Source organism: Pseudomonas corni (assembly GCF_057128765.1).
Map to the genome: position 1 here is coordinate 20,064 of NZ_JBSKHW010000008.1, position 23,502 is coordinate 43,565.

General features: G+C 56.7%; 26 protein-coding genes and 1 tRNA gene. 8 read left to right on the plus strand and 19 right to left on the minus strand.

Going from position 1 to position 23,502, the window contains the following annotated elements; all coding sequences use genetic code 11:
• The first annotated feature begins 336 nt into the window (after window positions 1-336).
• A complete protein-coding gene (locus tag ACWKV9_RS13755) occupies window positions 337-2,856 on the plus strand; it encodes a PAS domain-containing protein (RefSeq protein WP_483836668.1) in 2,520 nt (839 codons plus the stop codon).
• 22 nt (window positions 2,857-2,878) lie between these two features.
• Here ACWKV9_RS13755 and ACWKV9_RS13760 read toward each other — a convergent pair whose 3' ends face one another.
• The 10 genes from ACWKV9_RS13760 to thrS all read right to left on the minus strand — a co-directional run bounded on the left by ACWKV9_RS13760 (window position 2,879) and on the right by thrS (window position 10,722).
• Window positions 2,879-3,178, minus strand: coding sequence for an excalibur calcium-binding domain-containing protein (locus ACWKV9_RS13760; RefSeq protein WP_483836669.1), 300 nt, complete (start codon window positions 3,176-3,178; stop codon window positions 2,879-2,881).
• Between the two features lie 85 nt (window positions 3,179-3,263).
• Window positions 3,264-3,340, minus strand: a tRNA-Pro gene (locus ACWKV9_RS13765).
• Between the two features lie 88 nt (window positions 3,341-3,428).
• Window positions 3,429-3,785 carry a MerR family transcriptional regulator gene (locus ACWKV9_RS13770; protein ID WP_483836670.1) on the minus strand — a complete coding sequence of 119 codons (357 nt, stop codon included), beginning with the start codon at window positions 3,783-3,785 and terminating at the stop codon, window positions 3,429-3,431.
• Window positions 3,766-4,068: an integration host factor subunit alpha gene (gene ihfA, locus ACWKV9_RS13775; RefSeq protein WP_002553164.1), complete on the minus strand. Its 303-nt coding sequence runs from the start codon at window positions 4,066-4,068 to the stop codon at window positions 3,766-3,768. Before ihfA ends, ACWKV9_RS13770 begins: the two co-directional genes overlap by 20 nt.
• A gap of 3 nt (window positions 4,069-4,071) precedes the next feature.
• On the minus strand, window positions 4,072-6,450 hold the full coding sequence (gene pheT, locus ACWKV9_RS13780; protein ID WP_483836671.1) for a phenylalanine--tRNA ligase subunit beta: 2,379 nt from the start codon (window positions 6,448-6,450) through the stop codon (window positions 4,072-4,074).
• 36 nt (window positions 6,451-6,486) lie between these two features.
• Window positions 6,487-7,503, minus strand: a complete 1,017-nt coding sequence (gene pheS / locus ACWKV9_RS13785; RefSeq protein WP_483836672.1) for a phenylalanine--tRNA ligase subunit alpha — start codon at window positions 7,501-7,503, stop codon at window positions 6,487-6,489.
• A 105-nt stretch (window positions 7,504-7,608) separates the two neighbouring features.
• Window positions 7,609-7,965 carry a 50S ribosomal protein L20 gene (rplT, locus tag ACWKV9_RS13790; protein WP_056839923.1) on the minus strand — a complete coding sequence of 119 codons (357 nt, stop codon included), beginning with the start codon at window positions 7,963-7,965 and terminating at the stop codon, window positions 7,609-7,611.
• 28 nt (window positions 7,966-7,993) lie between these two features.
• Window positions 7,994-8,188: a 50S ribosomal protein L35 gene (gene rpmI / locus ACWKV9_RS13795; protein WP_483836673.1), complete on the minus strand. Its 195-nt coding sequence runs from the start codon at window positions 8,186-8,188 to the stop codon at window positions 7,994-7,996.
• A gap of 60 nt (window positions 8,189-8,248) precedes the next feature.
• On the minus strand, window positions 8,249-8,800 hold the full coding sequence (infC, locus tag ACWKV9_RS13800) for a translation initiation factor IF-3 (RefSeq protein WP_170826312.1): 552 nt from the start codon (window positions 8,798-8,800) through the stop codon (window positions 8,249-8,251).
• Entirely contained in the window at window positions 8,800-10,722 is a 1,923-nt protein-coding gene (gene thrS / locus ACWKV9_RS13805; RefSeq protein ID WP_483836674.1) for a threonine--tRNA ligase, read from the minus strand. Before thrS ends, infC begins: the two co-directional genes overlap by 1 nt.
• Window positions 10,723-11,128: 406 nt before the next feature.
• Between thrS and ACWKV9_RS13810 the strand changes: the two genes are divergently transcribed.
• Together ACWKV9_RS13810 and ACWKV9_RS13815 are read left to right on the plus strand one after the other, a co-directional pair.
• Window positions 11,129-11,443: a hypothetical protein gene (locus tag ACWKV9_RS13810; RefSeq protein WP_483836675.1), complete on the plus strand. Its 315-nt coding sequence runs from the start codon at window positions 11,129-11,131 to the stop codon at window positions 11,441-11,443.
• Between the two features lie 297 nt (window positions 11,444-11,740).
• Window positions 11,741-11,953, plus strand: coding sequence for a cold-shock protein (locus ACWKV9_RS13815; protein ID WP_007905882.1), 213 nt, complete (start codon window positions 11,741-11,743; stop codon window positions 11,951-11,953).
• 62 nt (window positions 11,954-12,015) lie between these two features.
• Here ACWKV9_RS13815 and ACWKV9_RS13820 read toward each other — a convergent pair whose 3' ends face one another.
• A complete protein-coding gene (locus ACWKV9_RS13820) occupies window positions 12,016-12,342 on the minus strand; it encodes an I78 family peptidase inhibitor (protein ID WP_483836676.1) in 327 nt (108 codons plus the stop codon).
• 370 nt (window positions 12,343-12,712) lie between these two features.
• On the opposite strand from ACWKV9_RS13820, the gene ACWKV9_RS13825 reads away from it, so the two are divergent.
• Entirely contained in the window at window positions 12,713-12,910 is a 198-nt protein-coding gene (locus ACWKV9_RS13825; RefSeq protein ID WP_483836677.1) for a hypothetical protein, read from the plus strand.
• Window positions 12,911-12,917: 7 nt separating this feature from the next.
• Here ACWKV9_RS13825 and ACWKV9_RS13830 read toward each other — a convergent pair whose 3' ends face one another.
• The 7 genes from ACWKV9_RS13830 to ACWKV9_RS13860 all read right to left on the minus strand — a co-directional run bounded on the left by ACWKV9_RS13830 (window position 12,918) and on the right by ACWKV9_RS13860 (window position 19,938).
• Complete coding sequence (locus ACWKV9_RS13830; protein WP_483836678.1) at window positions 12,918-13,946, minus strand: nucleoside hydrolase; 1,029 nt, start codon at window positions 13,944-13,946, stop codon at window positions 12,918-12,920.
• A 44-nt stretch (window positions 13,947-13,990) separates the two neighbouring features.
• Complete coding sequence (gene rbsD / locus ACWKV9_RS13835) at window positions 13,991-14,395, minus strand: D-ribose pyranase (RefSeq protein ID WP_483836679.1); 405 nt, start codon at window positions 14,393-14,395, stop codon at window positions 13,991-13,993.
• The gene (gene rbsK / locus ACWKV9_RS13840; protein ID WP_483836680.1) at window positions 14,392-15,309 is read right to left on the minus strand and encodes a ribokinase; all 918 of its coding nucleotides are present in this window, start codon (window positions 15,307-15,309) and stop codon (window positions 14,392-14,394) included. Before rbsK ends, rbsD begins: the two co-directional genes overlap by 4 nt.
• Window positions 15,310-15,336: 27 nt before the next feature.
• The gene (locus ACWKV9_RS13845) at window positions 15,337-16,359 is read right to left on the minus strand and encodes a LacI family DNA-binding transcriptional regulator (protein ID WP_483836681.1); all 1,023 of its coding nucleotides are present in this window, start codon (window positions 16,357-16,359) and stop codon (window positions 15,337-15,339) included.
• Window position 16,360: 1 nt separating this feature from the next.
• Window positions 16,361-17,359: an ABC transporter permease gene (locus ACWKV9_RS13850; protein ID WP_483836682.1), complete on the minus strand. Its 999-nt coding sequence runs from the start codon at window positions 17,357-17,359 to the stop codon at window positions 16,361-16,363.
• Entirely contained in the window at window positions 17,359-18,909 is a 1,551-nt protein-coding gene (locus ACWKV9_RS13855) for a sugar ABC transporter ATP-binding protein (RefSeq protein ID WP_483836683.1), read from the minus strand. Before ACWKV9_RS13855 ends, ACWKV9_RS13850 begins: the two co-directional genes overlap by 1 nt.
• A 69-nt stretch (window positions 18,910-18,978) precedes the next feature.
• Window positions 18,979-19,938 (minus strand): substrate-binding domain-containing protein, encoded by a 960-nt coding sequence (locus tag ACWKV9_RS13860; RefSeq protein WP_483836684.1) that lies wholly within the window; start codon window positions 19,936-19,938, stop codon window positions 18,979-18,981.
• A 440-nt stretch (window positions 19,939-20,378) separates the two neighbouring features.
• On the opposite strand from ACWKV9_RS13860, the gene ACWKV9_RS13865 reads away from it, so the two are divergent.
• The gene (locus tag ACWKV9_RS13865; protein WP_483836685.1) at window positions 20,379-21,482 is read left to right on the plus strand and encodes an asparaginase; all 1,104 of its coding nucleotides are present in this window, start codon (window positions 20,379-20,381) and stop codon (window positions 21,480-21,482) included.
• 72 nt (window positions 21,483-21,554) lie between these two features.
• Here the strand turns inward: ACWKV9_RS13865 and ACWKV9_RS13870 are convergent, their stop codons facing one another.
• Window positions 21,555-21,779: a YgdI/YgdR family lipoprotein gene (locus tag ACWKV9_RS13870; protein ID WP_483836686.1), complete on the minus strand. Its 225-nt coding sequence runs from the start codon at window positions 21,777-21,779 to the stop codon at window positions 21,555-21,557.
• A 201-nt stretch (window positions 21,780-21,980) separates the two neighbouring features.
• On the opposite strand from ACWKV9_RS13870, the gene ACWKV9_RS13875 reads away from it, so the two are divergent.
• From ACWKV9_RS13875 to ACWKV9_RS13885, 3 genes are all read left to right on the plus strand, one after another.
• Window positions 21,981-22,229, plus strand: a complete 249-nt coding sequence (locus tag ACWKV9_RS13875; RefSeq protein ID WP_483836687.1) for a DUF1654 domain-containing protein — start codon at window positions 21,981-21,983, stop codon at window positions 22,227-22,229.
• A gap of 3 nt (window positions 22,230-22,232) precedes the next feature.
• Window positions 22,233-22,934: an endonuclease gene (locus tag ACWKV9_RS13880; RefSeq protein ID WP_483836688.1), complete on the plus strand. Its 702-nt coding sequence runs from the start codon at window positions 22,233-22,235 to the stop codon at window positions 22,932-22,934.
• A 339-nt stretch (window positions 22,935-23,273) separates the two neighbouring features.
• The gene (locus tag ACWKV9_RS13885) at window positions 23,274-23,498 is read left to right on the plus strand and encodes a DUF6555 family protein (protein WP_483836689.1); all 225 of its coding nucleotides are present in this window, start codon (window positions 23,274-23,276) and stop codon (window positions 23,496-23,498) included.
• The last annotated feature ends 4 nt before the right edge of the window (window positions 23,499-23,502 follow it).

The window sequence follows — 23,502 nt, forward strand, 5'->3', positions numbered from 1 at the left end:
TCTCCAGGAAGTTTTTTATTTTGCCTGATGTGGTGAAACGGGGCCATGGTCGGGACCTGGCGGCGGCGAATCTTCATGTGTCGGTAAGGGCAGCCAAAATCGGTCGCTGAAAAACACGCTGGCCCGCGCACCGCTTTGTTCTTGAGTGCAAAGCCCTGCGGTTTCTGGTTTGATTGCGCCTGAAGCCGGAGGTGGTGAAGCCGGGCCACGTCAAACTGACATTGATAGGGGCGGCATCTGACACACCTTACCCGTGAGGAACTTGAGGCCGAAGTCGCGCGCCTTCGCCTGGTTCTCGAAGACGCCGGCATCAATGCCGCGCTTCCAGCTGAACCCATGTCCCGACATTTTGCTGAAGCTGCCGAAGCTGCGGTCGCGGTGCGGGCGGAGCAGACAGAGTGGCAATCTGTCGTTGCGGCAATCGAGGAAACCCGGGAGCGGTATCGTCTGGCTGTCAAAGCCACCAATGACGCCATCTGGGATTGGGATTTGACCGCTAACCACGTGACCTGGAACGAGGCGCTGGAAGAGGCCTATGGTCACGCCCTGGCGACAGTGGAGACCACCGGCCAATGGTGGCTTGCGCAGATCCACCCGGATGATCGCGCGCGCATTGAAACGTCAATCCACGCTGTGATCGATGGCGACGCAGACGCAGAGGCCTGGAGCGACGAATACCGTTTTCGACGACTGGACGGCTCCTACGCCGAAGTGCTGGACCGCGGACATGTCATCCGTGACGCTAGCGGCCAAGCGGTGCGCATGATCGGAGCGATGCTTGACCTGAGTAGAACCCGCAGCGCCGAAACCGCATTGCGCCAAAGCAAGGAGCGCTTCAGCACGATCCTGGAAACCATCGAAGCGGCGTTTGCCATCGTGCAGGTGAAGTTCGATGCCGATGACCACCCCATTGATTACCGATTCGTCGAAGCCAACCCGGCGTTCGAACGCCAGGCCGGGGTCAATCTACAAGGCAAATGGGTGACCGAGTTCGCGCCGGACCTGGAAAGGTTCTGGTTCGAGACTTATGGGCATGTGGCCAAGACCGGCGAATCGGCCAACTTTGAAAGTTACGCAAAAGCCTTCGAACGTTGGTTCGACGTTCGCGCGGTGCGGGTGGGTGATCCCGTCGAGCGGCAAATCGCGATTTTCTTCAGCGACGTCACCGAACGTCGTGAGGCGGCTGAACGACTGCGCGTTAGCGAAGCGCTGTCTCGGGAAAACGTTGAGCGCGTACAACTCGCCCTCGCCGCCGGCGCAATCATCGGCACCTGGCACTGGGACCTGCCCACGGATCGCGTCACTGTGGACGAGGCCTTTGCCCAGGTCTTTGGCCTGGACCCTGCCCTGGGCCTGGATGGCCTGAGCTTCGTGCAGGTTGCCGCAACGGTGCACCCAGAAGACAGAGATCAGATGACGGCCACCATCGACGAAGTCATCACCCGTGGTGGCGCCTATTCCCACCAATACCGGGTGCGTCGCGCGGACGGAAGATATTACTGGATCGAGGCCAATGGCCGTGTCGACTTCGCCAGCGATGGCACCCCGCTGCGCTTCCCCGGCGTGTTGATCGATGTCGATGAACGTCGCTCGGTCGAGGCGCAGCGAGACCGGGCAACGGAGGCATTGCGGGCGCTCAACGACACGCTGGAACAACGCGTGGCCGCGCGTACCGCCGAACTCATGCAGGCTGAGGAGAAGCTGCGCCAGTCGCAGAAAATGGAAGCGGTCGGCCAACTCACCGGAGGCCTCGCGCACGACTTCAATAACCTCTTGGCCGGTATTTCGGGCGCCTTGGAGCTGATGAGCACGCGTATCGCCCAAGGTCGCTTCAACGATGTTCAAAAATACATCGGCACCGCCCAAGGCGCGACAAAACGCGCAGCCGCCCTCACCCATCGGCTTTTGGCATTCTCCCGGCGCCAGACGCTGGACCCGCGCCCTACCGACGTCAATACGCTGATGGAGGGCATGACCGAGCTGATTCAGCGTACGGTTGGCCCCAGCATTTTGGTGGAAACAGTCGCGGCGACGGCGCTCTGGCCTACGCTCGTTGATGCCAGCCAACTGGAAAACGCGCTGCTTAACTTGTGCATCAATGCACGGGATGCCATGCCCAACGGTGGACGCATCGTTATTGAAACCGCCAATCGATGCCTGGATTTCGAAGCTTCCCATGCCGACGAGTTGCCTGAGGGGCAATACCTGACCCTGTCTGTCACGGACACCGGTACCGGCATGGCGCCCGATGTCATCGCCAAGGCATTCGACCCGTTCTTCACCACCAAACCCATCGGCCAGGGCACCGGGCTTGGCCTGTCGATGATCTACGGTTTCGCCAAGCAGTCCGGCGGACAGGTGCGCATCAACTCACACGTAGGTCAAGGCACTACCATGTGCATTTATCTGCCTCGATATCACGGAAACCCGACGCAGAACTCCGATGAAACCATCAACACTCCGGCTACCTTCACGGAGACCGGAGTGACGATTTTGATCGTGGACGACGAGCCCACGGTGCGGGTGTTTCTGACCGAGGTGCTTGGGGATTTGGGCTACACCCTTATCGAAGCCGCCGACAGCGTTGCAGGGCTGAAAGTGTTGCGCTCTGACGTGCATATCGATTTGCTGATCACAGATGTGGGGCTGCCCGGTGGCATGAATGGACGACAGATGGCGGACGCAGGACGGGAAGTCCGCCCTGAACTCAAGACCCTGTTCATCACCGGCTATGCCGAAAACGCCGCAATCGATAACGCCTACCTTGAGCCCGGGATGCTCGTACTGACCAAGCCGTTTGCGATTGAAGCCCTGGTGTCACGGGTCAGAGAGTTGTTGAACGCAGGGTCGATGTAAGGCTACGGGTTTGCGAATGGTATTACTCGCACCATTGGGATTCACAAGGAATTCCGTCATGGTCGCCGTCCATTTCAGTGCCTGGACACTGCTGCAAAAAAGCTTTGGCCTCTGCGCAGGACGTCATCTGCGAACAATATTTCCGGCCATCGCATTTGACGGGGATGGCTCGACTTGCAATGGGGATTGAACGGGCAATATCTGGTAGAGAAGACATGCTTGTCGATGCAGGATCGTGGCCTGTCCATCGTTTGACCACTGGCGAAGTTGCCAGCACGAACAGTATCAGGACGAACAGTCCTGCTAGCAAAATCCGTTTCATTCTTAACTCCTTGATGGATCGAGTAACTTTTTCCGCACATGAAAAAGCCCAACCGTTGCCGATTGGGCTGAATCATTTGAATAAATGGTCGGGACGGAGTGATTCGAACACTCGACCCCTTGCACCCCATGCAAGTGCGCTACCGGGCTGCGCTACGCCCCGACTAAGGCGTGAATCAGCTTTCGCAACCTGCGAAAACTTCGAGGAATATACCCTAAGCTTTTGAATTATGGAAGTATCCGGGATGAGGCTATTTGCCCAGAACAACCAGAACATCTTCCAGCTCGACGATCATCTGCCGGAACAATTGCTTGTACTGCTGGGTATCATCCTTCTCTTCACCATTGGTCATGCGCAGTCTCGCGCCACCGATGGTGAAGCCTTGCTCGTAAAGCAAACCGCGGATCTGGCGGATCATCAACACGTCTTCGCGCTGATAATACCGCCGGTTTCCACGGCGCTTGACCGGGTTGAGCTGAGGGAATTCCTGCTCCCAATATCGCAGAACGTGCGGTTTGACCGCGCAGAGCTCGCTCACCTCACCAATGGTGAAGTAGCGTTTGCCTGGAATGGGCGGTAGCTCGTCGTTATGACTTGGTTCCAGCATAAGCCTCAACTCGGGCCTTCAGTTTCTGCCCTGGGCGAAAGGTGACCACACGGCGAGCGGTAATAGGGATTTCTTCCCCGGTCTTTGGGTTCCGACCAGGCCGCTGGCGTTTATCTCGCAAGTCAAAGTTGCCGAATCCGGACAGTTTGACTTGCTCGTTATCTTCCAGAGCGTGCCTGATTTCCTCAAAGAACAGCTCAACCAGTTCCTTGGCTTCTCGTTTGTTCAGGCCTAGCTCTTCGTACAGACGTTCGGCCATCTCAGCTTTCGTCAGAGCCCCCATACGCTACTTCCTTAACGTGGCGTTTAACCTTTCCTCAAGCGAGGTGAGAATTTGCTGCGTCGTAGCATTTACCTCATCGTCAGTAAGAGTGCGCGATGGATGTTGCCAGGTCAAGCCAACGGCAAGGCTTTTTCTATGCGGATCAATGCCTTTACCCTGATAAACATCAAATAGCGTGAGGTCCGTGAGCCATTCCCCTGCATTTTCACGAATAACGCTCAACACAGCACTGGAAGCGACGTCGCGATCAGCTATGAGCGCAAGGTCTCTACGTACTTCAGGGAAGCGCGACAACTCGTGGAATTCCGGCAAACGGCCTTTCGCAACATCGGCCAGTATCAGCTCGAAGACGAACACCGGACGATCCAGCCCGAGGGTCTTCGACAGCTCAGGATGAAGTGCGCCGATGAAGCCTACTTCACGACCGTCACGCTCGATGCGCGCGGTCTGCCCAGGATGCAACGCCGGGTGCTGACCTGACGAAAAAGTGAAATCATCGAGCGCGCCGGCAAAGCCCAGCACCGCTTCAACGTCAGCTTTCACGTCGAAGAAATCCACCGCATCGCGACCTTGCGCCCATCCTTCCGGCAGACGGCTACCGCAAATGACACCCGCCAACATCGGCTCTTGCTTGAGCCCGTCCAATTGGCCAACGAAACGCAGGCCGCTTTCGAACAGACGAATGCGATCCTGCTGGCGATTAAGGTTGTGCTGCAAAGCCTTGACCAGGCCCGGCCATAGCGACGCGCGCATTGCCGCCATGTCATTGGAAATAGGATTGGCCAGCAGCAAAGGCTCGACACCCGGGCTGAACAGTTCAAACCATTTAGGATCGATGAAGCTGTACGTGATCGCTTCCTGGTAACCGCGTGCTACCAGCAAACGGCGAAGTGCAGGCAGATCGCCCTGCGATTCGGACCTGGCCTGGGGTGCCAGGCGCGCCTGCGGATAACGAACCGGCAAGCGGTTGTAGCCATAAAGACGAGCCAGCTCTTCGATCAAATCGACTTCAAGCGTGATATCGAATCGATGGCTTGGTACGTCAACACGCCATTGCCCAGCGACATCCGACGAAATTTTCAGGCCCAGCGCGGTGAGCAAACGTTCGACTTCAGCGCTCTCGATTTTCAGGCCAAGCATTTGCTCGATACGATCAGCGCGCAAAATGACAGGAGCCACTGATGGCAAATATTTCTCGCTGACGGTCTCGATGACCGGGCCGGCTTCGCCGCCGGTGATTTCCAGCAGCAATCCGGTTGCACGCTCCATGGCCTCACGGGCCAGTTGCCAATCGACGCCACGCTCATAACGATGTGACGCGTCGGTGTGCAGCCCGTATGAACGGGCCTTGCCAGCAACGGAAATCTGATCGAAGAAGGCACTTTCAAGGAAAATGTCGCGGGTCGTGGTGGACACACCACTGTGTTCGCCACCCATGACACCGGCGATGGCCAATGCCCGTTGATGATCAGCGATCACCAGCGTGTCGGCACGCAAACTGACTTCCTGACCGTCGAGCAGGACGAGCTTCTCACCCTCCTCTGCCATGCGCACACGAATCCCGCCATTGATCTCGGCGAGGTCGAACGCGTGCAGTGGCTGGCCCAGTTCGAGCATGACGTAGTTGGTAATGTCTACGGCAGCATCGATGCTGCGCACATCGGAACGGCGCAGACGCTCAACCATCCACAACGGCGTGGGACGAGACAGATCGACGTTACGAATGACACGGCCCAGATATCGCGGGCACGCGGCGGGCGCCAGCACTTCAACCGAAAGCACTTCATCGTGCACGGCGGGCACTGCGGCGATCGTCGGACGGGTGACTGTGGCGTCGTACAGTGCGCCGACTTCCCGCGCCAGACCGGCCACCGACAGGCAATCGCCACGGTTGGGCGTCAGATCGACTTCGATGCTGGCGTCGTCGAGCTCAAGGTAAACACGAAAGTCCTGGCCCACCGGCGCATCTGCTGGCAGCTCCATGAGCCCGTCATTACCCTCACCCACTTTCAGCTCAGCCTGAGAGCACAGCATGCCGTTGGATTCAACGCCGCGCAGCTTGGCTTTCTTGATCTTGAAGTCGCCCGGCAACTGGGCGCCAATCATGGCGAACGGAATCTTCAAACCAGGGCGCACATTGGGCGCACCGCAGACGACCTGAAAGGTTTCCGAACCATTGCTGACCTGGCAGACACGCAGCTTGTCAGCGTCGGGGTGTTGTTCTGTACTCAGCACTTCGCCGACGATCACGCCACTAAATTCACCAGCAGCCGGGGTGACGCTATCGACCTCGAGACCGGCCATCGACAGACGAGCAACCAGCTCGTCGCGGGATACTTGCGGGCTTACCCAGCCACGCAACCATTGTTCACTGAATTTCATCCTGCTCTCCTGAAAGATTCGTTACGGGCGTGCGACCTAGCGAAATTGCGCGAGGAACCGCAAGTCGTTGTCGAAGAACAGACGCAAATCATTGACGCCGTAACGCAGCATGGCCAGACGCTCTGCACCCATGCCGAACGCAAATCCCTGGAATTCTTCCGGGTCGATACCCGACATGCGCAATACATCCGGATGAACCATGCCGCAGCCCATCACTTCCAGCCAGCCGGTCTGCTTGCAGACACGACAGCCTTTACCGCTGCACATCACGCATTCCATATCGACTTCAGCGGAAGGTTCGGTGAACGGGAAGTACGACGGACGAAAACGCACTGCCAGCTCTTTCTCGAAGAACACCCGCAGGAACTCTTCGATGGTGCCCTTGAGGTCTGCGAAGTTGATATCGCGATCAACCAAAAGGCCTTCAACCTGGTGAAACATCGGCGAGTGAGTGATATCCGAATCGCTACGATACACACGGCCTGGGCAGACGATGCGGATCGGCGGCTTGTTCGACTCCATGGTGCGTACCTGTACCGGCGAGGTATGGGTGCGCAACAACATATTGGCGTTGAAATAGAAGGTGTCGTGCATCGACCGGGCCGGGTGATGGCCTGGGATGTTGAGCGCCTCGAAGTTGTGGTAATCGTCTTCTACCTCAGGGCCTTCAGCGATGCCGTAGCCAATATGGGTGAAGAATTGCTCGATGCGTTCCAGAGTCCGGGTAACGGGATGCAGACCACCGGAGGTCTGGCCGCGGCCAGGCAGGGTCACGTCAATGGACTCGGCAGCGAGTTTGGCGGCTAAATCCGCCTGCTCGAACGATGCCTTGCGCACATTGAGAACCTCTGTGACACGCTCCTTGGCAACGTTGATCAGGGCGCCGACTTGTGGGCGCTCTTCTGCCGGTAAATTCCCCAGGGTCTTCATCACCTGAGTCAATTCACCTTTTTTGCCAAGGTAGTGAACCCGGATTTGCTCCAGGGCATTGATGTCTTCAGCGCTTTGCACAGCCTCAAGTGCTTGAGAGACCAGCGCGTCCAGGTTTTCCATTTACAGACTCCAGATACGAAATAGGGGAAGAGCTTGAAAGGCTCTTCCCCTATTTATGACGTTTAACACCGAACCTCGATGAGAGGTCCGGTGATTGCCGGGGACTTAGGCCAAGGTGGCTTTAGCTTTCTCGACAATCGCAGCAAACGCCGCTTTTTCGTTCACTGCCAGATCAGCCAGAACCTTGCGGTCGATCTCGATCGATGCTTTTTTCAGGCCAGCGATGAAACGGCTGTAGGACAGACCGTTGATACGCGCACCAGCATTGATACGAGCGATCCACAGAGCGCGGAACTGACGTTTTTTCTGACGACGGTCACGGTAGGCGTATTGGCCAGCCTTGATAACCGCTTGCTTGGCAACGCGGAATACGCGTGAACGCGCGCCGTAGTAGCCTTTAGCAAGTTTCAGAATCTTTTTGTGACGCTTACGCGCCATGACGCCACGCTTTACACGAGCCATGAGTAACTTCCTCTATATCTTGACTAAATTAACGAAGGCGCAGCATGCGCTTGACTTTTGCCACGTCACACGGTGCCAGCAAGCTGCTACCGCGCAGTTGACGCTTACGCTTGGTCGACATTTTAGTCAGGATGTGGCTCTTGAAAGCGTGTTTGTGCTTGATGCCGTTAGCAGTTTTCAAAAACCGCTTAGCTGCACCACTTTTAGTCTTCATCTTTGGCATGTTCGGATACTCCGCATTCAGTTGATAAACATAACCGCAAGGCCTGCCGTGCCCTGGTGGTCACTTCTTCTTTTTGGGGGCGATGACCATAATAAGTTGGCGTCCTTCCATCTTCGGATGCTGTTCGACGGCGCCGTATTCGAGCAAGTCAGCTTCAACTCGCTTCAACAACTCCATCCCCAGCTCCTGGTGGGCCATCTCACGACCGCGGAATCTCAAAGACACCTTGGCCCTGTCCCCGTCACTCAGGAAACGTACCAGGTTGCGTAGTTTTACCTGGTAATCCCCTTCCTCCGTCCCTGGACGAAACTTGATTTCTTTAACCTGAATCTGCTTCTGGTTTTTCTTGGCGGCGGCAACCTGCTTCTTCTTTTCGAAGATCGATTTGCCGTAGTCCATCAGTTTGCAAACAGGGGGTACTGCATCGGCGGAAATTTCCACCAAATCCAGTTTGGCCTCTTCAGCCTTAAGAAGCGCGTCTTCAATTGACACAATCCCAAGCTGTTCTCCCTCAGCCCCAATAAGCCGAACCTCGCGGGCCGAGATATTCTCGTTGATCGGGGCCTTCGGTGCAGCTCGTTTATCTTGTCTCATTTCACGCTTAATAGTAATTACTCCGAATCTTGGCGACCACGCCGGGAAACCGCTTGTGCAAGAAACTCCGAGAATTGGGCGACCGGCATCGAGCCAAGGTCTGCACCTTCACGGGTACGCACAGCGACAGTTTGCGTTTCAACCTCCCGATCTCCGATTACGAGGAGGTAGGGAACCTTGAGCAAAGTATGCTCGCGGATTTTAAAGCCGATCTTTTCATTTCTCAAGTCAGACTTGGCACGAAACCCGCTTTCAGCCAAAGTTTTTTCCACTTCAAGGGCAAAATCTGCCTGTTTATCAGTGATATTGAGGATCACCGCTTGAGTTGGAGCCAACCAGGCCGGGAATGCACCTTCGTAGTGCTCGATAAGAATGCCGATAAAACGCTCGAAGGAACCGAGAATCGCACGGTGCAGCATCACAGGATGTTTGCGACCGTTGTCTTCGGTGACGAATTCGGCGCCTAAACGGACTGGCAGGTTGAAATCGAGCTGCAATGTACCGCATTGCCAGACGCGACCCAAGCAATCCTTTAGGGAGAATTCGATTTTCGGGCCGTAAAAGGCACCCTCGCCCGGCTGCAGATCGTATGGCAGGCCAGCACTGTCTAGCGCTGCGGCCAATGCAGCTTCGGCTCGATCCCACAGCTCATCGGAGCCAACGCGTTTTTCAGGACGGGTGGAAAGTTTGAGTTCGATGTCCTTGAACCCGAAATCTTCGTATACCGCCAAAGTGAGCTTGATGAACGCAGCCGATTCGGCCTGCATCTGCTCTTCGGTGCAGAAAATGTGAGCATCGTCCTGAGTAAACGCACGCACACGCATGATCCCGTGCAACGCTCCTGAAGGCTCATTGCGGTGACAGGCACCGAATTCGGCCAGGCGCATCGGCAACTCGCGGTAGCTTTTCAGACCCTGGTTGAACACCTGCACATGGCAAGGGCAGTTCATCGGCTTGATAGCGTAGTCGCGGCTCTCGGACTCAGTGGTGAACATGTTATCGGCGTAGTTGGCCCAGTGTCCGGACTTTTCCCACAAGGAGCGATCGACCACTTGTGGAGTCTTGATCTCCAGATAGCCGTTCTCACGCTGAACCTTGCGCATGTATTGCTCGAGCACCTGGTACAGGGTCCAGCCGTTCGGGTGCCAGAACACCATGCCCGGCGCTTCTTCCTGGGTATGGAACAGGCCAAGACGCTTGCCGATCTTGCGGTGATCGCGCTTTTCAGCTTCTTCGATGCGCTGGATGTAAGCCGCCAGTTGCTTCTTGTCAGCCCAGGCGGTGCCGTAGACGCGCTGCAGCTGCTCATTCTTGGCATCGCCGCGCCAGTAGGCGCCGGACAACTTGGTCAGCTTGAAAGACTTGAGGAAACGTGTGTTCGGCACGTGCGGGCCGCGGCACATGTCGACGTATTCTTCGTGATAGTACAGACCCATGGTCTGCTGCTCTGGCATGTCTTCGACCAGACGCAGTTTGTAATCTTCGTGACGAGCGCTGAACACCTCGATCACTTCGGCACGGGGCGTGACCTTTTTGATCACGTCGTAATCTTTCTCGATCAGCTGCTGCATGCGCTGCTCGATCGCCGCCAGATCGTCTGGGGTGAACGGGCGCTCATACGCGATATCGTAGTAGAAGCCGTCATCGATGACCGGACCGATGACCATTTTTGCCGTCGGGTACAGCTGCTTGACGGCATGACCCACAAGGTGAGCGCAGGAATGTCGGATGATCTCCAGACCTTCCTGATCCTTGGGGGTAATGATTTGCAGGGTTGCATCGACGCTTATCAGGTCACTGGCATCGACCAGTTGACCATTGACCTTGCCGGCTACGGTGGCCTTGGCCAGACCAGCGCCGATGGATAGCGCAACATCGGCTACGGAAACCGGATGATCGAAAGAACGTTGGCTGCCGTCGGGAAGAGTAATGGTGGGCATGGCGCCTCCTCTCCTAGTGGTGACCCCTACCAAAGGTCACGTGGGTGGGATAGAGCCAGTACGCGATTCGGCGGTATGCCTGCCTCACAGTGGCAGGAGCCCGAAGGCCAACCAATGACCGAACCAGAGTGACTGGAATTAACGATTCAAAAAATGAGTTCTGCGCCGAGCGAAGTAACCACTCGCAACGTTTGAGCAAATCCGCAGGACGCGCATCCTAGCACAGCTCCCCGCTGCGCAGGCAGGTCGCAGGCGTCTGCAAGCGAATTAATGCATCGGCAGTTCGGCATGTTCCTGCTTTTAGTGAACTGGTCTTGGTGAACTGGCTGCAACGATTGCCGTCAGATTATCCGTGCCCCCTGTTCACGCTGTCGGTCAGACAGCCATATAAGAGAAGGAAACCACCATGAATTTTCTACGTGTTGCCGCCCTGCTCACCCCTATCGCCTTTGCGCTGCCGATGAGCGCTCATGCTGCGATGGATGCCAAGACCAAGACCACCTATATGACTGAGTGCGCAGCGGCGGCAGGCCAGAACAACCCTGGCATGGATGCAAAAGCGGTTCAGAGCCACTGCGAATGCGGCGCACAGCAAATCAATAAGAGCTTCACCGACAAGGAGATCGCTTCGCTCAATGATACGAATACTCCGCCGAGCACAGAACTGACCGCTCGACTGCAAAAAGCAGTAGGTGAACACTGCCTTCAGGGCAAAAAATAAAAAATTTACACTTCTGCAGATTCGGGTCGATGCCGGGTTCTTCCACTGTTACCGACCCAACTGCGAAGCCCGCGTAATTCAAGGTGTTCAGCCATACAGCAGGGATGGCGACACCGGGAAATTTGCCGTTACAGACCAGTGTCAGGAAATCATTTCCGCGTATGAATTTCAGCTACAAGCGCAAAGTTCTTACTGAAAAAGTTCTGCATTCGTACATTTCGACTATGATAGCCCGGTGTGCCCAGTTGGCCTGAGCAGCACAGTACTACTGAAAAATTATGTTCTTGGAGATACACCATGTCTAATCGCCAAACCGGCACCGTAAAATGGTTCAACGATGAAAAAGGCTTCGGCTTTATCACTCCACAGGGTGGCGGTGACGACCTGTTCGTACACTTCAAAGCTATCGAAAGCGACGGTTTCAAAAGCCTGAAAGAAGGCCAGACCGTTTCCTTCGTGGCTGAGAAAGGCCAAAAGGGCATGCAAGCTGCTCAGGTTCGCGCGGAGTAATCCACGCGTTCTAAAAAAAACCCCGTCACTGACGGGGTTTTTTTACGCCTGCATTTTGGCGATCAGCCGCAGTTGACGCGGGTCACGGTGCCTGCCCGATCGGTATTGAGGTTCAGCCGATCAGAGCGGTATTCCAGGGTCACCATGTCATTGGGCCCAAGCGCCCTCGCCGTCTGCGCACCAGCCTTGGCCTTGGCTTGCTCCAGCAAAGCCGGTGAAGCGGCCTTGCCGACTGTGAATTGCGCAGCGGATGCATCACAGCTTGAATAACCGCTATCAACTGCGGTGGAATCTTGGGTTGCGCTACCCGATGATTCAGAAGTGCTGCTGCACCCTGCCATCATCGCTGCGGCGAGTACAACCGCCGTTGGGGCCAGCTTCCAGGACATACAATCTCCTTGCATTTACGTAAACCAGAACCTGTGCGACCGCACTCGCCGTGCTTTGTTGCATTCGCAACGATCTGGGCGGGAGGCCGATGGCACTCTTCAGCGGCGGAGTCTGCCCCACCCAGCTCAATGATGAACGGCCAAATCGTCACAAAACGTTTTCATCATCTACACGGGTGAGAATGTTCCAGCCCGGCGCCGAGTGCTGTCGAACTGCGAGCTGTGGACAACTCATGCCTAAGTATCAGTGCGAAATCGTGCTCAAGATGGTTTACTGCCTCGCCTGACGCAACGTCCAAGTTCGGCGACGAGAGTCGGGACTAGCTGTCCCGAACGCGACATTAGAGACACCGGAGAGAGACGAGAGATCATGGCAGTCGTATCGATCGATGCTGATATCAAGGCCAAATGGCCACAAGGCCAATGCGCCCACAGCCCGGGAAGCGCGGAGGAACTGGCGATCATCGCCATCGATCTGCTGGTGAAAGAACTGGGCACCCGCGGCGCCCAGACATTCATGAACCAGATGCTGCTGCGCTATGCGGTCGAAGTATCGACCCAAGCCTGAGCAACAACTATTTAAGGCGTGCGAGACGCTCGGTCAGCAAGTTGAAAAAACCTTGAGCGTCGCCGTCTTCGACCCAGAAAACGTTCTTGACGCTTCCTAAAGTGTCATACCAATCGGCCACCGTCTGGCCCAGTCCCAGCCCTTCTCGATTGTCAATCGCCAGATTGACGGATTTGCCGCTGAACAGTTCAGGCTTGAGCAACCAGGCAATCACGCTCGCGTCATGCACCGGCCCGCCCGGCAACCCGTAGTGCACCATGTCCGCCTTGACGTACTCGTTGAGAATCGCGCCGACCAGTTTCCCTGCCTGATTGTTCAACGCCTCGATCTGCTTGAGGCGTTGCTCGCTGGTGAGGATCTTGTGGGTGACGTCCAAAGGCACGTAGGTCAGCTTCACGCCACTGGCGAGCACAACTTTGGCAGCATCAGGATCGGCGAAGAGGTTGAATTCAGCCACGGGCGTGATGTTGCCGCCGTTGAAATGAGCGCCGCCCATGACTACCACCTCCTTGATGCCCTGGGTAATTTCCGGCGCCTGAATCAGCGCCAGCGCCAGATTGGTCTGCGGGCCAAGCATCGCCACAGTGATGCTGTGAGGCGGAGCATTGCTCAGGGTGTCGATCAGGTATTGCACGGCGCTGCCGTCAGCCAGCCCTTTCGCGGGTTCGTGAACCTCAATCCCCGGCAGTCCTTCTTTACCGTGAATGTTCTCGGCGTAGATCGGCGTACGCACCATCGGCTTGCCGGCACCGGCATAAACCGGAACGTCTTCGCGCCCCGCCCATTCCCGGGCAAGCCTGGCATTGCGCGAAGTTTTATCCACCCGCACGTTACCGGCCACCGTGGTAATCGCCATCACATTCAGCTCGTCCGGCGACGCCAGCGCCAGCAGCAGCGCCACCACATCGTCGGCGCCTGGATCGGTGTCGATGATCAGATTGCGTTTTTCGGCTGCCTGGGCAGCAGTGGCACCGATGATGACCAAAACAAGCACGCTCCTGATCAGACGAGAAAGATAAAAACGAAAGTACTGCATAGGAAACTCCCTGTTCCACGTGAACGACAAATAAGCCAAAGGCGTCAGAAGACGACACCTGAGACCAAGGCAATGTTGGTGTAAGGCTGGCATTCGCCAGTGCGCACTATGGCGCGGGCGCTGCGGCTGATGACTTTCAGCTCGTCATGGCTGACCAGACGCTGCAGACCCAGGCTTCCACTGGCCTCAAGGGTTTTAAGGGTGGCAAGCGCAGGTGGAATTTTATCGAAGATTTCCTGCGCCAATACGTGGCTTTCAACCTGCATTTCGGTCAGTACGGTGTTCAGCACGCTGACGAAATCCGGCACGCCATGGGTCAACGCCAGGTCGATCAACTCGACGCCGGGAGGCACTGGCATTCCCGCGTCGACGATCATCAGTACGTCGCCATGTCCAAGCGATGCCACCACTCGCGACAGCGCGATGTTGAGTAAGGGAGTTTTTTTCATGGCTTGAATCCCTGGACTTCATTGAATGTCGGAATGGACGGTTGCGCTCCCGAGCGGGTGACGGATAGTGCAGCGGCAATCTGCCCGAACTGGATGGCCAGGGACTCGCTTTTGCCCTCGGCCAATGCCGCCGCAAAGCCACCGACAAACGTGTCACCGGCTGCCGTGGTGTCGACAGCCTGCACCTTGGGCGCCGGGAAATGTTGCGAGCGGGCGTTTGAAGCGAACAGCGATCCTTGGGCACCCAAGGTGACGATGACTTTGGAAGCGCCCGCTGCCAACAATGCGGTAGCGGCAGCATCGGCCGTCGCCACCGAGTCCACCGGCAGACCGGTCAGCATGGTCGCCTCACTTTCGTTGGGTATCAGGTAATCGATCAGCGAGTACCAGTCGGCCGGCAGCGGCGCGCTGGCCGGGGCCGGATTGAGAATGACGATTTTGCCCAACTCCCTGCCGCGCTTGAGGACATGTCCGACGGTGTCCATAGGAATTTCCAGCTGACAGATGATTACCTCGGCCTGGCTGAGCAGTGCATCGAAACCGTCCACTACCGCTGAAGAAACATGCCCGTTACCGCCCGCGACGATCACGATGGCGTTCTGGCTGTTGTCATCGACCACGATCAGCGCCACTCCGGTGGACTCGCCAGCGATGGCAGTCACCGCGTCGCAATCGATGCCTTCGGCGAGCAACGCGGTGCGCAATTGATCGCCATAAGCGTCGTCGCCGACACAACCGACCATCGCGACGCTAGCACCAAGACGCGCAGCCGCGACTGCCTGATTGGCGCCCTTGCCTCCCGGCACTGTCACGAAAGAATGTCCCGCGAGGGTCTCGCCGCCCCGTGGCAGCCGTGGCGCGCGTGTCACCAGGTCCATGTTGAGGCTGCCGACTATCACTACTTTTGCTTGCATGGCTCTCTACTCTTCAATCCGGGCGGTTCAGCGAAATTCATTAAATGCATTGGTCGGCGGAGCAGTGGATTCGCGCAATACGATGCTCGGCACGACGATCAACTGTTCGACGGTCGAGGTAGCCGGAGCGGCGATTCTACGCAAGAGCACTTCGGCGGCGCGCTCGCCCAGCTGCAAAATCGACTGGCCCACCGTGGTCAACGCCGGGTAGACATAACGGCTCATCTGGATGTCATCGAAACCAATAACCGACAGGTCCGTGGGCACGCGGATATTACGCTCGGCCGCAGCGCGCAGCACGCCGAAACCGACCATGTCGTTGGCCGCGAAAATTGCCGTGGGTCGCTCGCCTTCAAGCAGAACCACTGCCGCGGTGTAGCCGCTTGGGCTGGTGAAATCACTTTCGACTACCCAGGATGCAGGGACTTCAATCTTGGCCTCCTGCATGGCACGCCGATAGCCGGCCAGGCGCATGCGGGCGACACTGGTCTGCGCCGGGCCACAAATGCAGGCAATGTGGCGATGCCCCAGTTCCAGCAAATGCGACGTCGCCAGATAGGCGCCCAATTCGTGATCGATACGCACCAGATCCGCAGTAATGTGTTCCAGATCCCGGTCAACGATCACCATCGGTGTGCGTACTCCCGCCAAACCATCGACGAGCCCGGCATCACTGCCTACCGACGACACAATCAAGCCGTCCACGCGCTTCTCCAGCAGCACCCGCAAATAACTGCGCTGCTTGTCAGGGTCGTCGTCGGAGTTGCACAAAATCACGCAGAATCCGTTGCGCTCGCAGTAGTCTTCGATCCCTCGAGCCAGCTCGGCGAAGTACGGATTGATGCCGTTGGGAATCAACAGCCCGATAGTCGCAGTTGCCTTGGCCTTCAACGACCGCGCCACGGCGCTGGGCACGTAATCGAGCTGGGCAATCGCCGCTTCGACTTTGAGCCGCACCTGCTCACTCACCGGTCTGGTTCTGTTCAGAACATGGGAGACGGTGGTGTAGGAAATCCCTGCAAGGGCCGCCACATCTTTGATCGTAGCCATATCAGCCGCGCCGTTTTGCGCGATGGCTGCGATAGGTGTCGAGCACAACGGCTACGACGATCACGGCGCCAGTGATGATGCGCTTGGTCGGCTCGGTTGCGCCGATTTGCGCAAGCCCAGCCGCCAGCACCGAAATAATCAGCACACCAAAAAAAGTGCTGATCACCGAGCCACGTCCGCCCATCAGGCTGGTGCCGCCGATTACCACTGCGGCAATCACTTGCAGCTCAAGGCCGGAACCGGCATTGGGATCAGCGGCCTCCAGACGGGAAATCTGGAACAGCGCTGCGACACCGGCCAGCAAGCCCATCAGCGAGAACACCAGAATTTTGTAGGGCTTTGGATTGATCCCTGCCAGACGCACGGCTTCTTCATTGGTGCCGATGCCGATCAGGTAGCGGCCAAAGACCGTACGGGTCAGCACCGCTTGGGCGACGAAGATCACGATCAAGGCGATCACGAACGAAGGCGAAATACCGAACGCAAAAGGGTTCGACAACCAGGCGTAGGAGTCACCGATGTACGCGGTGCGCGAATCGGTCATCTGATACGCCACGCCACGGGCCATTTCCAGCACGCCCAGCGAGACGATGAACGAGGGAATGCGCCAGGCCACGGTGATCGAGCCGGTAATGGTTCCCGCCACCGTCGCGCAGGCCATGCCCAGCAACGCGGAGGGTAAAACGCCCCAGCCCCAGCCGAGCATCGCCACGCTGACCGCCGAAGCGGCCAGCGCCAACACCGAACCCACAGAAAGATCGATACCGCCGATGATCAGGATGAACGTCATGCCGACCGCCAGTACCATCAAATCAGGGATCTGGTTGGCCAGGGTGCTGAAGGTTTCGTAAGACAGGAAGTGATCGCTGAGCAATGAGAACAATACGATCATTGCCAGCAATGCGCCAGCCAGCCCCAGGTAGGTGCCGAGGCCGAAATAGTTACCGCTGCGTTTGCCGGGAGATGGCAGCGCGGCGCTGTTAGGAGTAGGCGTTTTCATCAGTCAATCCTGGGCGCGGCGTCGGACAGCAGCGCATCACGTTTTTGGTAGCCAGCGAAGGCGGCGGCAAGCAGTTCATCCTGGGTCCAGCTGTCGCGCTCGAAGGTGTCGATCATGCGGCCGGCGGATAGCACGCCGATCCGGTCGCAGATCAGCATCAGTTCGCGCAGGTCGCTGGACACCACCACCAGCGCCCTGCCCTGGCGCGTCAGATCGCCCAATAAGGTGTAAATGTCGAATTTGGCGCCGACGTCGATGCCACGGGTAGGCTCATCAAACAGCATCACTTGGCAATCACGCTCCAGCCAGCGGCCGATCACCACTTTCTGCTGATTGCCACCGGACAGCTCGGACACCAACTGCGTCGGACTGGAGCTACGAATGCGCATGGCGTCCACCTGACGGCGGGCGAGTTTCATTTCAGCACTACCGTCCACAACGCCAGCATTGGAGATCGCCTCCATGTTGCCCAGCGCGATATTGGCGCTGATCGATTGCGACAACAGCAGGCCCTCGCCTTTGCGATCTTCGGTGATCAGTGCGATGCCATGACCGACCGCATCCACTGGCGATCGCACATTGACCGCACGCAAAGGGCTGCCGACTTCGATAGTGCCGCTGTCGGCGATGTCGGCGCCGTAGATCAGGCGCATCAGCTCGGTACGCCCCGCTCCGATCAGCCCTGAAATGCCGAAAATTTCCCCGGCGCGCACGTCGAACGAGACATCGAGCACTTTGTCCGATCGGCTCAAGCCTTTGACTGACAACGCGACGTCACCAATCCTGCGCTCGCCCAGATCGATCTTTTCCCCCAGCTCACGCCCGACCATCAGCGTGACCAACTGCTCGCTGTTGTAATTGGCCATTGCATCGACGCACACCAGTTTGCCGTCGCGCAGCACGGCGATGCGCTGGGCGACGCGGGCCAGTTCTTCCAGTCGATGGGAGATGTAGATGATCGACACGCCACGGTCCTGCAAGCGGGTGATCTGCTCGAACAGCATCTCGACTTCACGAGCGGTCAGCATCGCCGTCGGCTCGTCGAGGATCAGTACATGACAGTCGCCGATCAAGTTGCGGGCGATCTCGACCATCTGCTGATGGCCGATGCCCAACTCGCTGACCAGCGTATCCGGGTCGATGGCATCTAGCCCGACTTGTGCCATGGCTTTGATCGCGTCTTCACGCAGGCGCTTGCGGTTGATCCACCCACCGCGACTGGGCAAGTTGTCGAGAAACAGGTTTTCAGCCACCGACAGCGTCGGCAGCAGATTGAGTTCTTGCATGACCATACGCACGCCGAGCTTTTCGGCCTGGGTACGGCTGGCAGGTGCATAGGGCTGACCCTGAAATTGCATCTGGCCGGTGGTCGGTGTAACCAGGCCGCCGATGATCTTGGACAGGGTGCTTTTGCCTGCGCCGTTTTCACCGGTCAAGGCCAACACTTCCCCACGCATCAGCGTCAGGTCGATGTCGCCGAGAACAGGTTGGGCGTAGGTTTTGCCGATACCGCTGACAGATAGAACAGCGGCCTGAGCAGACGCTGACATAACGCTCTCCACGCACCCGCCTTCAGACGAAGGCGGACGCTGTTTCAGGTGTGTGAGACGAAGCTGGGCTTATTGCGGCTTGGTGACCAGCTCGACAGGGGTCTCGATCACACCGTCCTTGATGTCGAGTTTTTGGCCTTTGATCATCTTCAGCGCAGTGTCGATACCGAAGACTGCCTGGCGTGCAGCGAACTGATCAGCCGTCGCGAGGACGCGGCCGTCCTTGAGCATCGGCTTGATGGCATTGATGTTGTCGTAGCCAACCACTTGCACTTTACCGGCCTTGCCTGCGGCACGGACCGCCGAAACTGCGCCCAACGCCATGCTGTCGTTACCAGCCAGCAAAGCTTTCAGGTTCGGGTATTCGTTGAGCATGGCCGAGGCAACTGCGTTGCCCTTGTCGATTTCCCAGTTGCCCGATTGCGTGGAGACGATCTTCATCTGCGCGCCATCCATTGCATCCTTGAAACCTGCAGTGCGCTGTTGAGCGTTAGTGGTAGTCGGAACGCCTTCGATAATGCCGACCTGATCACCTGCGGTCAGTTGCTTGGCCAGGTAGTCACCCACCAGCTTGGCGCCTTTGCGGTTGTTCGGCCCTACGAACGGCACTTCCATGTTTTTGCTTTTGAGCACATCGACGTCAAGCTGGTTGTCGATGTTGACGACCTTGATACCAGCGTCCATCGCCTTCTTGATCACCGAAGCCAGGGCCTTGGAGTCAGCCGGTGCGATCACCAGGGCGTCGACTTTCTTGACGATCATCTGATTGACGATATCGATCTGCGCGGCTGTATCGGATTCGTTTTTGATACCGTTGGAGATCAGGTCGAAGTCAGCAGAATGTTCTTTCTGATAGACCTTGGCGCCATCTTCCATGGTCAGGAAGAATTCGTTGGCCAGGGATTTCATTACCAGCGCGACCGTGGGCTTTTTGGCGTCGTCGGCGAAGGCGGATGAAACAGGCAGGGAAACAGCAGTGGCGGTAAGCATGGCAACAGCGAGAAGGCGTGCAGCGAAAGGCAGCTTCATGGGATCACTCCGACATTTATGATTATTTTATCGGCACCGTCAGCGCATCGATCGAGTAAAAGGCATTCGAAGCGCAAACGTTTGCGTAGTGGAACTATGGGAAGGGTTACAAGATTTGTCAACCGCGAGAACCGTCCAGTCATCGCTCAGCTCAATGCTGTTTGAACCGCGTTAAATGAATTGAGATCTCGGTCGGTAGCATGACCTGCTCGAGCAGTCGGCTGCCCGAACAGGTCATGCCACTGGTGTTCGGAACTCCGTACGCATAGACATTCATTTGAATAGCCTTAACCGAATAAAACTATATCTTTCAGACACCTGCGCTTTCTGAATCATTTGGTATGTTTTCTGCAATTGCCTCTCGCAGTCTGTTCAGCGCCAGCAGGACAGATTTTCACGGTGTCATGAAGGCACTGTTTTTCAGCCGCGAGAGAACAATAATGAAAAATGCATTGAACACCTTTGCTCCGGGCGCCTTGGCCCTTTGCCTGATGCTATCGCCCGCCCTCACTTGGGCCGATAACGCTGAACAGCCACCGGTGGCCAAGTCGAAGCTGGCCAACGTAGTGATTCTCGCTACCGGCGGCACCATTGCCGGGGCAGGCGCCAGCTCTGCCAACAGCGCGACCTATCAGGCAGCGAAGGTTGGAATCGACAAGCTGATCGCAGGTGTGCCTGAACTCAGCACGCTGGCGAACGTCCGGGGTGAACAAGTGATGCAGATCGCTTCCGAAAGCATCAGCAACGACAACTTGCTGCAACTGGGCAAACGTGTCGCCGAGCTTGCCGACAGCCCGGATGTGGACGGTATCGTCATTACACACGGCACTGACACCCTGGAAGAAACCGCCTACTTCTTGAATCTCGTGGAAAGAACAGAGAAGCCCATCGTAGTAGTGGGCTCCATGCGTCCAGGCACGGCAATGTCCGCTGACGGGATGCTTAATCTGTACAACGCAGTGGCCGTAGCCAGCAGCGCAGAGTCCCGAGGCAAGGGCGTGTTGGTGACCATGAACGACGAGATTCAATCGGGTCGTGATGTCAGCAAGATGGTCAACATCAAGACTGAGGCGTTCAAAAGCCCGTGGGGCGCTTTGGGGATGGTGGTCGAAGGCAAATCCTACTGGTTCCGCCTACCGGCGAAACGTCATACGCAAAACTCGGAATTCGACATCAGGCAGATCAGCAGCTTGCCACAGGTCGATATCGCTTATTCCTACGGCAACGTCAGTGACACTGCGTACAAGGCGTTGGCCCAGTCAGGCGCCAAGGCGATCATCCACGCGGGCACCGGCAATGGTTCGGTCTCCTCGAAGGTAGTGCCTTCATTGCAAGCGCTGCGCAAGGATGGCGTGCAGATCATTCGATCATCCCACGTCAACGCTGGTGGATTCGTGTTGCGCAATGCCGAACAGCCCGACGACAAATACGACTGGGTGGTGGCACACGACTTGAATCCGCAAAAGGCTCGTATTCTGGCGATGGTGGCGATGACAAAAACCAACGACAGTAAAGAATTGCAGCGGATGTTCTGGGAATACTGATTTTCCAGGCTCCGATAATCGGGAGCCAAAAAAAGGGGCCGACGCATTCAATGCGCTCAGCCCCGATCTTTTTCAATCTTCTTCTTTTACTGTCGCCACTTCGTCGGCGCGGACCTTGATCATTCTTCCGGAAATGTCCTCAAATTCGTAAAAGCCGTCTTTGGTTTTGGTCTTGGGCGTATCTTTGGTTACGTACTGTGTGCCGTTCTGCAGCGTGACCACGGTTGCCGTCGAGCACCCGGCAAGCATCGCGCAACCAATAAGAGCGACGGGCAGCCATAACTGTTTGATATTCATGCAGACTCCTTTTTTTAAAAATGCAGCGAACTCATCCGCCGATACGCAATCAGATCGACGCACATTGAATTGGTTCGCCAGGTGGCGTTGCAAAATAACCTGCCCGTTTCTATTGACTGGGCTTTGTCCTACAGCGGTATTGCGAAACTTCCCGCAGTGAAATACTGTACGCATGTACAGCAAAAACCAGGGATTATTTTCGTGTCAAAAAACTCAACCACTGCCCCCGCTCCTGGCCCTTACGAGCGAATGGGTATCCGCATTCAAAAAATCATCAATTCAACCACTGCGCAAAAGTCCAAGGCCGCGTTGATCTTCCGTCTGCCTGACGAATCAGAAGAGGACTGGAATCAGTTGCTGGGTGAAATCGCTGAGAACGACAACGTTACCCTCGCCTATCGCGATGATGGCGGTATCCAGGTGTTCTGGACGTTGCCCAAGGAAGATTGACGGATGAGATTCAAGGTTTCGAACCTGCTGTTTACCGGTATTTTGATGGTTGTCTCCTTCGCCTCGCACGCCGAGGCACCGCGAACCTTCAGTGAAGCGAAGAAGATCGCGTGGGGCCTGTACGCTCCACAGTCCACGGAGTTCTACTGCGGCTGTAAATACACAGGCAACAAAGTCGATCTGGCCGCCTGCGGCTATATCCCTCGTAAAAATGCTACCCGGGCCAAACGCATTGAATGGGAACATATCGTCCCTGCCTGGCAAATTGGTCACTTACGCCAATGCTGGCAGAACGGCGGACGCAAAAACTGCACGCGTAACGATCAGGTCTATAAGCGCGCCGAGGCTGATTTGCACAACCTTGTGCCCAGCATTGGCGAAGTCAATGGGGACCGCAACAACTTCAGTTTCGGTTGGCTGCCTGAACATGCAGGCCAGTACGGCTCGTGTCTGACCCAAGTGGATTTCAAGGCCAAGAAGGTGATGCCACGACCGTCGATTCGCGGAATGATTGCGCGCACCTACTTCTATATGAGCAAGCAGTACAACCTGCGGATCTCGCGCCAGGATCAGCAACTCTATCAAGCGTGGAACAAGACCTACCCCGTTGAAAGCTGGGAGCGCCAGCGCAATCAACGTGTTGCCTGCGTGATGGGTCATGGAAACGATTTTGTCGGCCCCGTGAACCTCAACGCCTGCAGTTGAGCCCTTCAAACGCGGGTAAAAATATGCGCTTTAGCTGCTTGAGGAGAGCGTTGTATCCGAACAGGTGTGGCACATTGCCGCTCATCGGAGCAACGTTCAAAACACCCTGAAACGGTGTAGTTTTTCCACTGCCACGTCACTAGAAAATGCGCAGATGTTTTCGGGGACGGGCAGAGAATCGGCATTACGATCCATGGCCACCAAGTCTTGCATGCCTGTATCGATCTCGAAATAAAACGGCCGCATCCCGGACGCATTGGAAAGACATGCTGCCAGGCACTTCCAGACCGTACTTAATTTCAGAGCGCCGCATCACGCGTCGCACGGGCGGGGACTACGATGAACGACTACAAGGATTTTGAAATTCATTACCAGTTTCGCGGCGAACCTAGGCATTTCTGCCATCAGGCCAACCGTCTCAGCGACGGCGAAGCGTTGTATTTCGCCACGCTACATGCAGGCGTGGGCGGGATGAACGGCGCTGTTTCTGCGTATCCGGTTCGGTTGGCCATCATTCAGGCTGAAGGACTGGGCATCACCAAGGTGCAATGGAAAAGCAGCTAACGCG

Coding starts and splice junctions, on each gene's coding strand:
- ACWKV9_RS13755 (WP_483836668.1), top strand. CDS start 337: ATGTCCCGACATTTTGCTGAAGCTGCCGAAGCTGCGGTCGCGGTGCGG.
- ACWKV9_RS13760 (WP_483836669.1), bottom strand. CDS start 3,178: ATGAAACGGATTTTGCTAGCAGGACTGTTCGTCCTGATACTGTTCGTG.
- ACWKV9_RS13770 (WP_483836670.1), bottom strand. CDS start 3,785: ATGCTGGAACCAAGTCATAACGACGAGCTACCGCCCATTCCAGGCAAA.
- ihfA (WP_002553164.1), bottom strand. CDS start 4,068: ATGGGGGCTCTGACGAAAGCTGAGATGGCCGAACGTCTGTACGAAGAG.
- pheT (WP_483836671.1), bottom strand. CDS start 6,450: ATGAAATTCAGTGAACAATGGTTGCGTGGCTGGGTAAGCCCGCAAGTA.
- pheS (WP_483836672.1), bottom strand. CDS start 7,503: ATGGAAAACCTGGACGCGCTGGTCTCTCAAGCACTTGAGGCTGTGCAA.
- rplT (WP_056839923.1), bottom strand. CDS start 7,965: ATGGCTCGTGTAAAGCGTGGCGTCATGGCGCGTAAGCGTCACAAAAAG.
- rpmI (WP_483836673.1), bottom strand. CDS start 8,188: ATGCCAAAGATGAAGACTAAAAGTGGTGCAGCTAAGCGGTTTTTGAAA.
- thrS (WP_483836674.1), bottom strand. CDS start 10,722: ATGCCCACCATTACTCTTCCCGACGGCAGCCAACGTTCTTTCGATCAT.
- ACWKV9_RS13810 (WP_483836675.1), top strand. CDS start 11,129: ATGAATTTTCTACGTGTTGCCGCCCTGCTCACCCCTATCGCCTTTGCG.
- ACWKV9_RS13815 (WP_007905882.1), top strand. CDS start 11,741: ATGTCTAATCGCCAAACCGGCACCGTAAAATGGTTCAACGATGAAAAA.
- ACWKV9_RS13820 (WP_483836676.1), bottom strand. CDS start 12,342: ATGTCCTGGAAGCTGGCCCCAACGGCGGTTGTACTCGCCGCAGCGATG.
- ACWKV9_RS13825 (WP_483836677.1), top strand. CDS start 12,713: ATGGCAGTCGTATCGATCGATGCTGATATCAAGGCCAAATGGCCACAA.
- ACWKV9_RS13830 (WP_483836678.1), bottom strand. CDS start 13,946: ATGCAGTACTTTCGTTTTTATCTTTCTCGTCTGATCAGGAGCGTGCTT.
- rbsD (WP_483836679.1), bottom strand. CDS start 14,395: ATGAAAAAAACTCCCTTACTCAACATCGCGCTGTCGCGAGTGGTGGCA.
- rbsK (WP_483836680.1), bottom strand. CDS start 15,309: ATGCAAGCAAAAGTAGTGATAGTCGGCAGCCTCAACATGGACCTGGTG.
- ACWKV9_RS13845 (WP_483836681.1), bottom strand. CDS start 16,359: ATGGCTACGATCAAAGATGTGGCGGCCCTTGCAGGGATTTCCTACACC.
- ACWKV9_RS13850 (WP_483836682.1), bottom strand. CDS start 17,359: ATGAAAACGCCTACTCCTAACAGCGCCGCGCTGCCATCTCCCGGCAAA.
- ACWKV9_RS13855 (WP_483836683.1), bottom strand. CDS start 18,909: ATGTCAGCGTCTGCTCAGGCCGCTGTTCTATCTGTCAGCGGTATCGGC.
- ACWKV9_RS13860 (WP_483836684.1), bottom strand. CDS start 19,938: ATGAAGCTGCCTTTCGCTGCACGCCTTCTCGCTGTTGCCATGCTTACC.
- ACWKV9_RS13865 (WP_483836685.1), top strand. CDS start 20,379: ATGAAAAATGCATTGAACACCTTTGCTCCGGGCGCCTTGGCCCTTTGC.
- ACWKV9_RS13870 (WP_483836686.1), bottom strand. CDS start 21,779: ATGAATATCAAACAGTTATGGCTGCCCGTCGCTCTTATTGGTTGCGCG.
- ACWKV9_RS13880 (WP_483836688.1), top strand. CDS start 22,233: ATGAGATTCAAGGTTTCGAACCTGCTGTTTACCGGTATTTTGATGGTT.
- ACWKV9_RS13885 (WP_483836689.1), top strand. CDS start 23,274: ATGAACGACTACAAGGATTTTGAAATTCATTACCAGTTTCGCGGCGAA.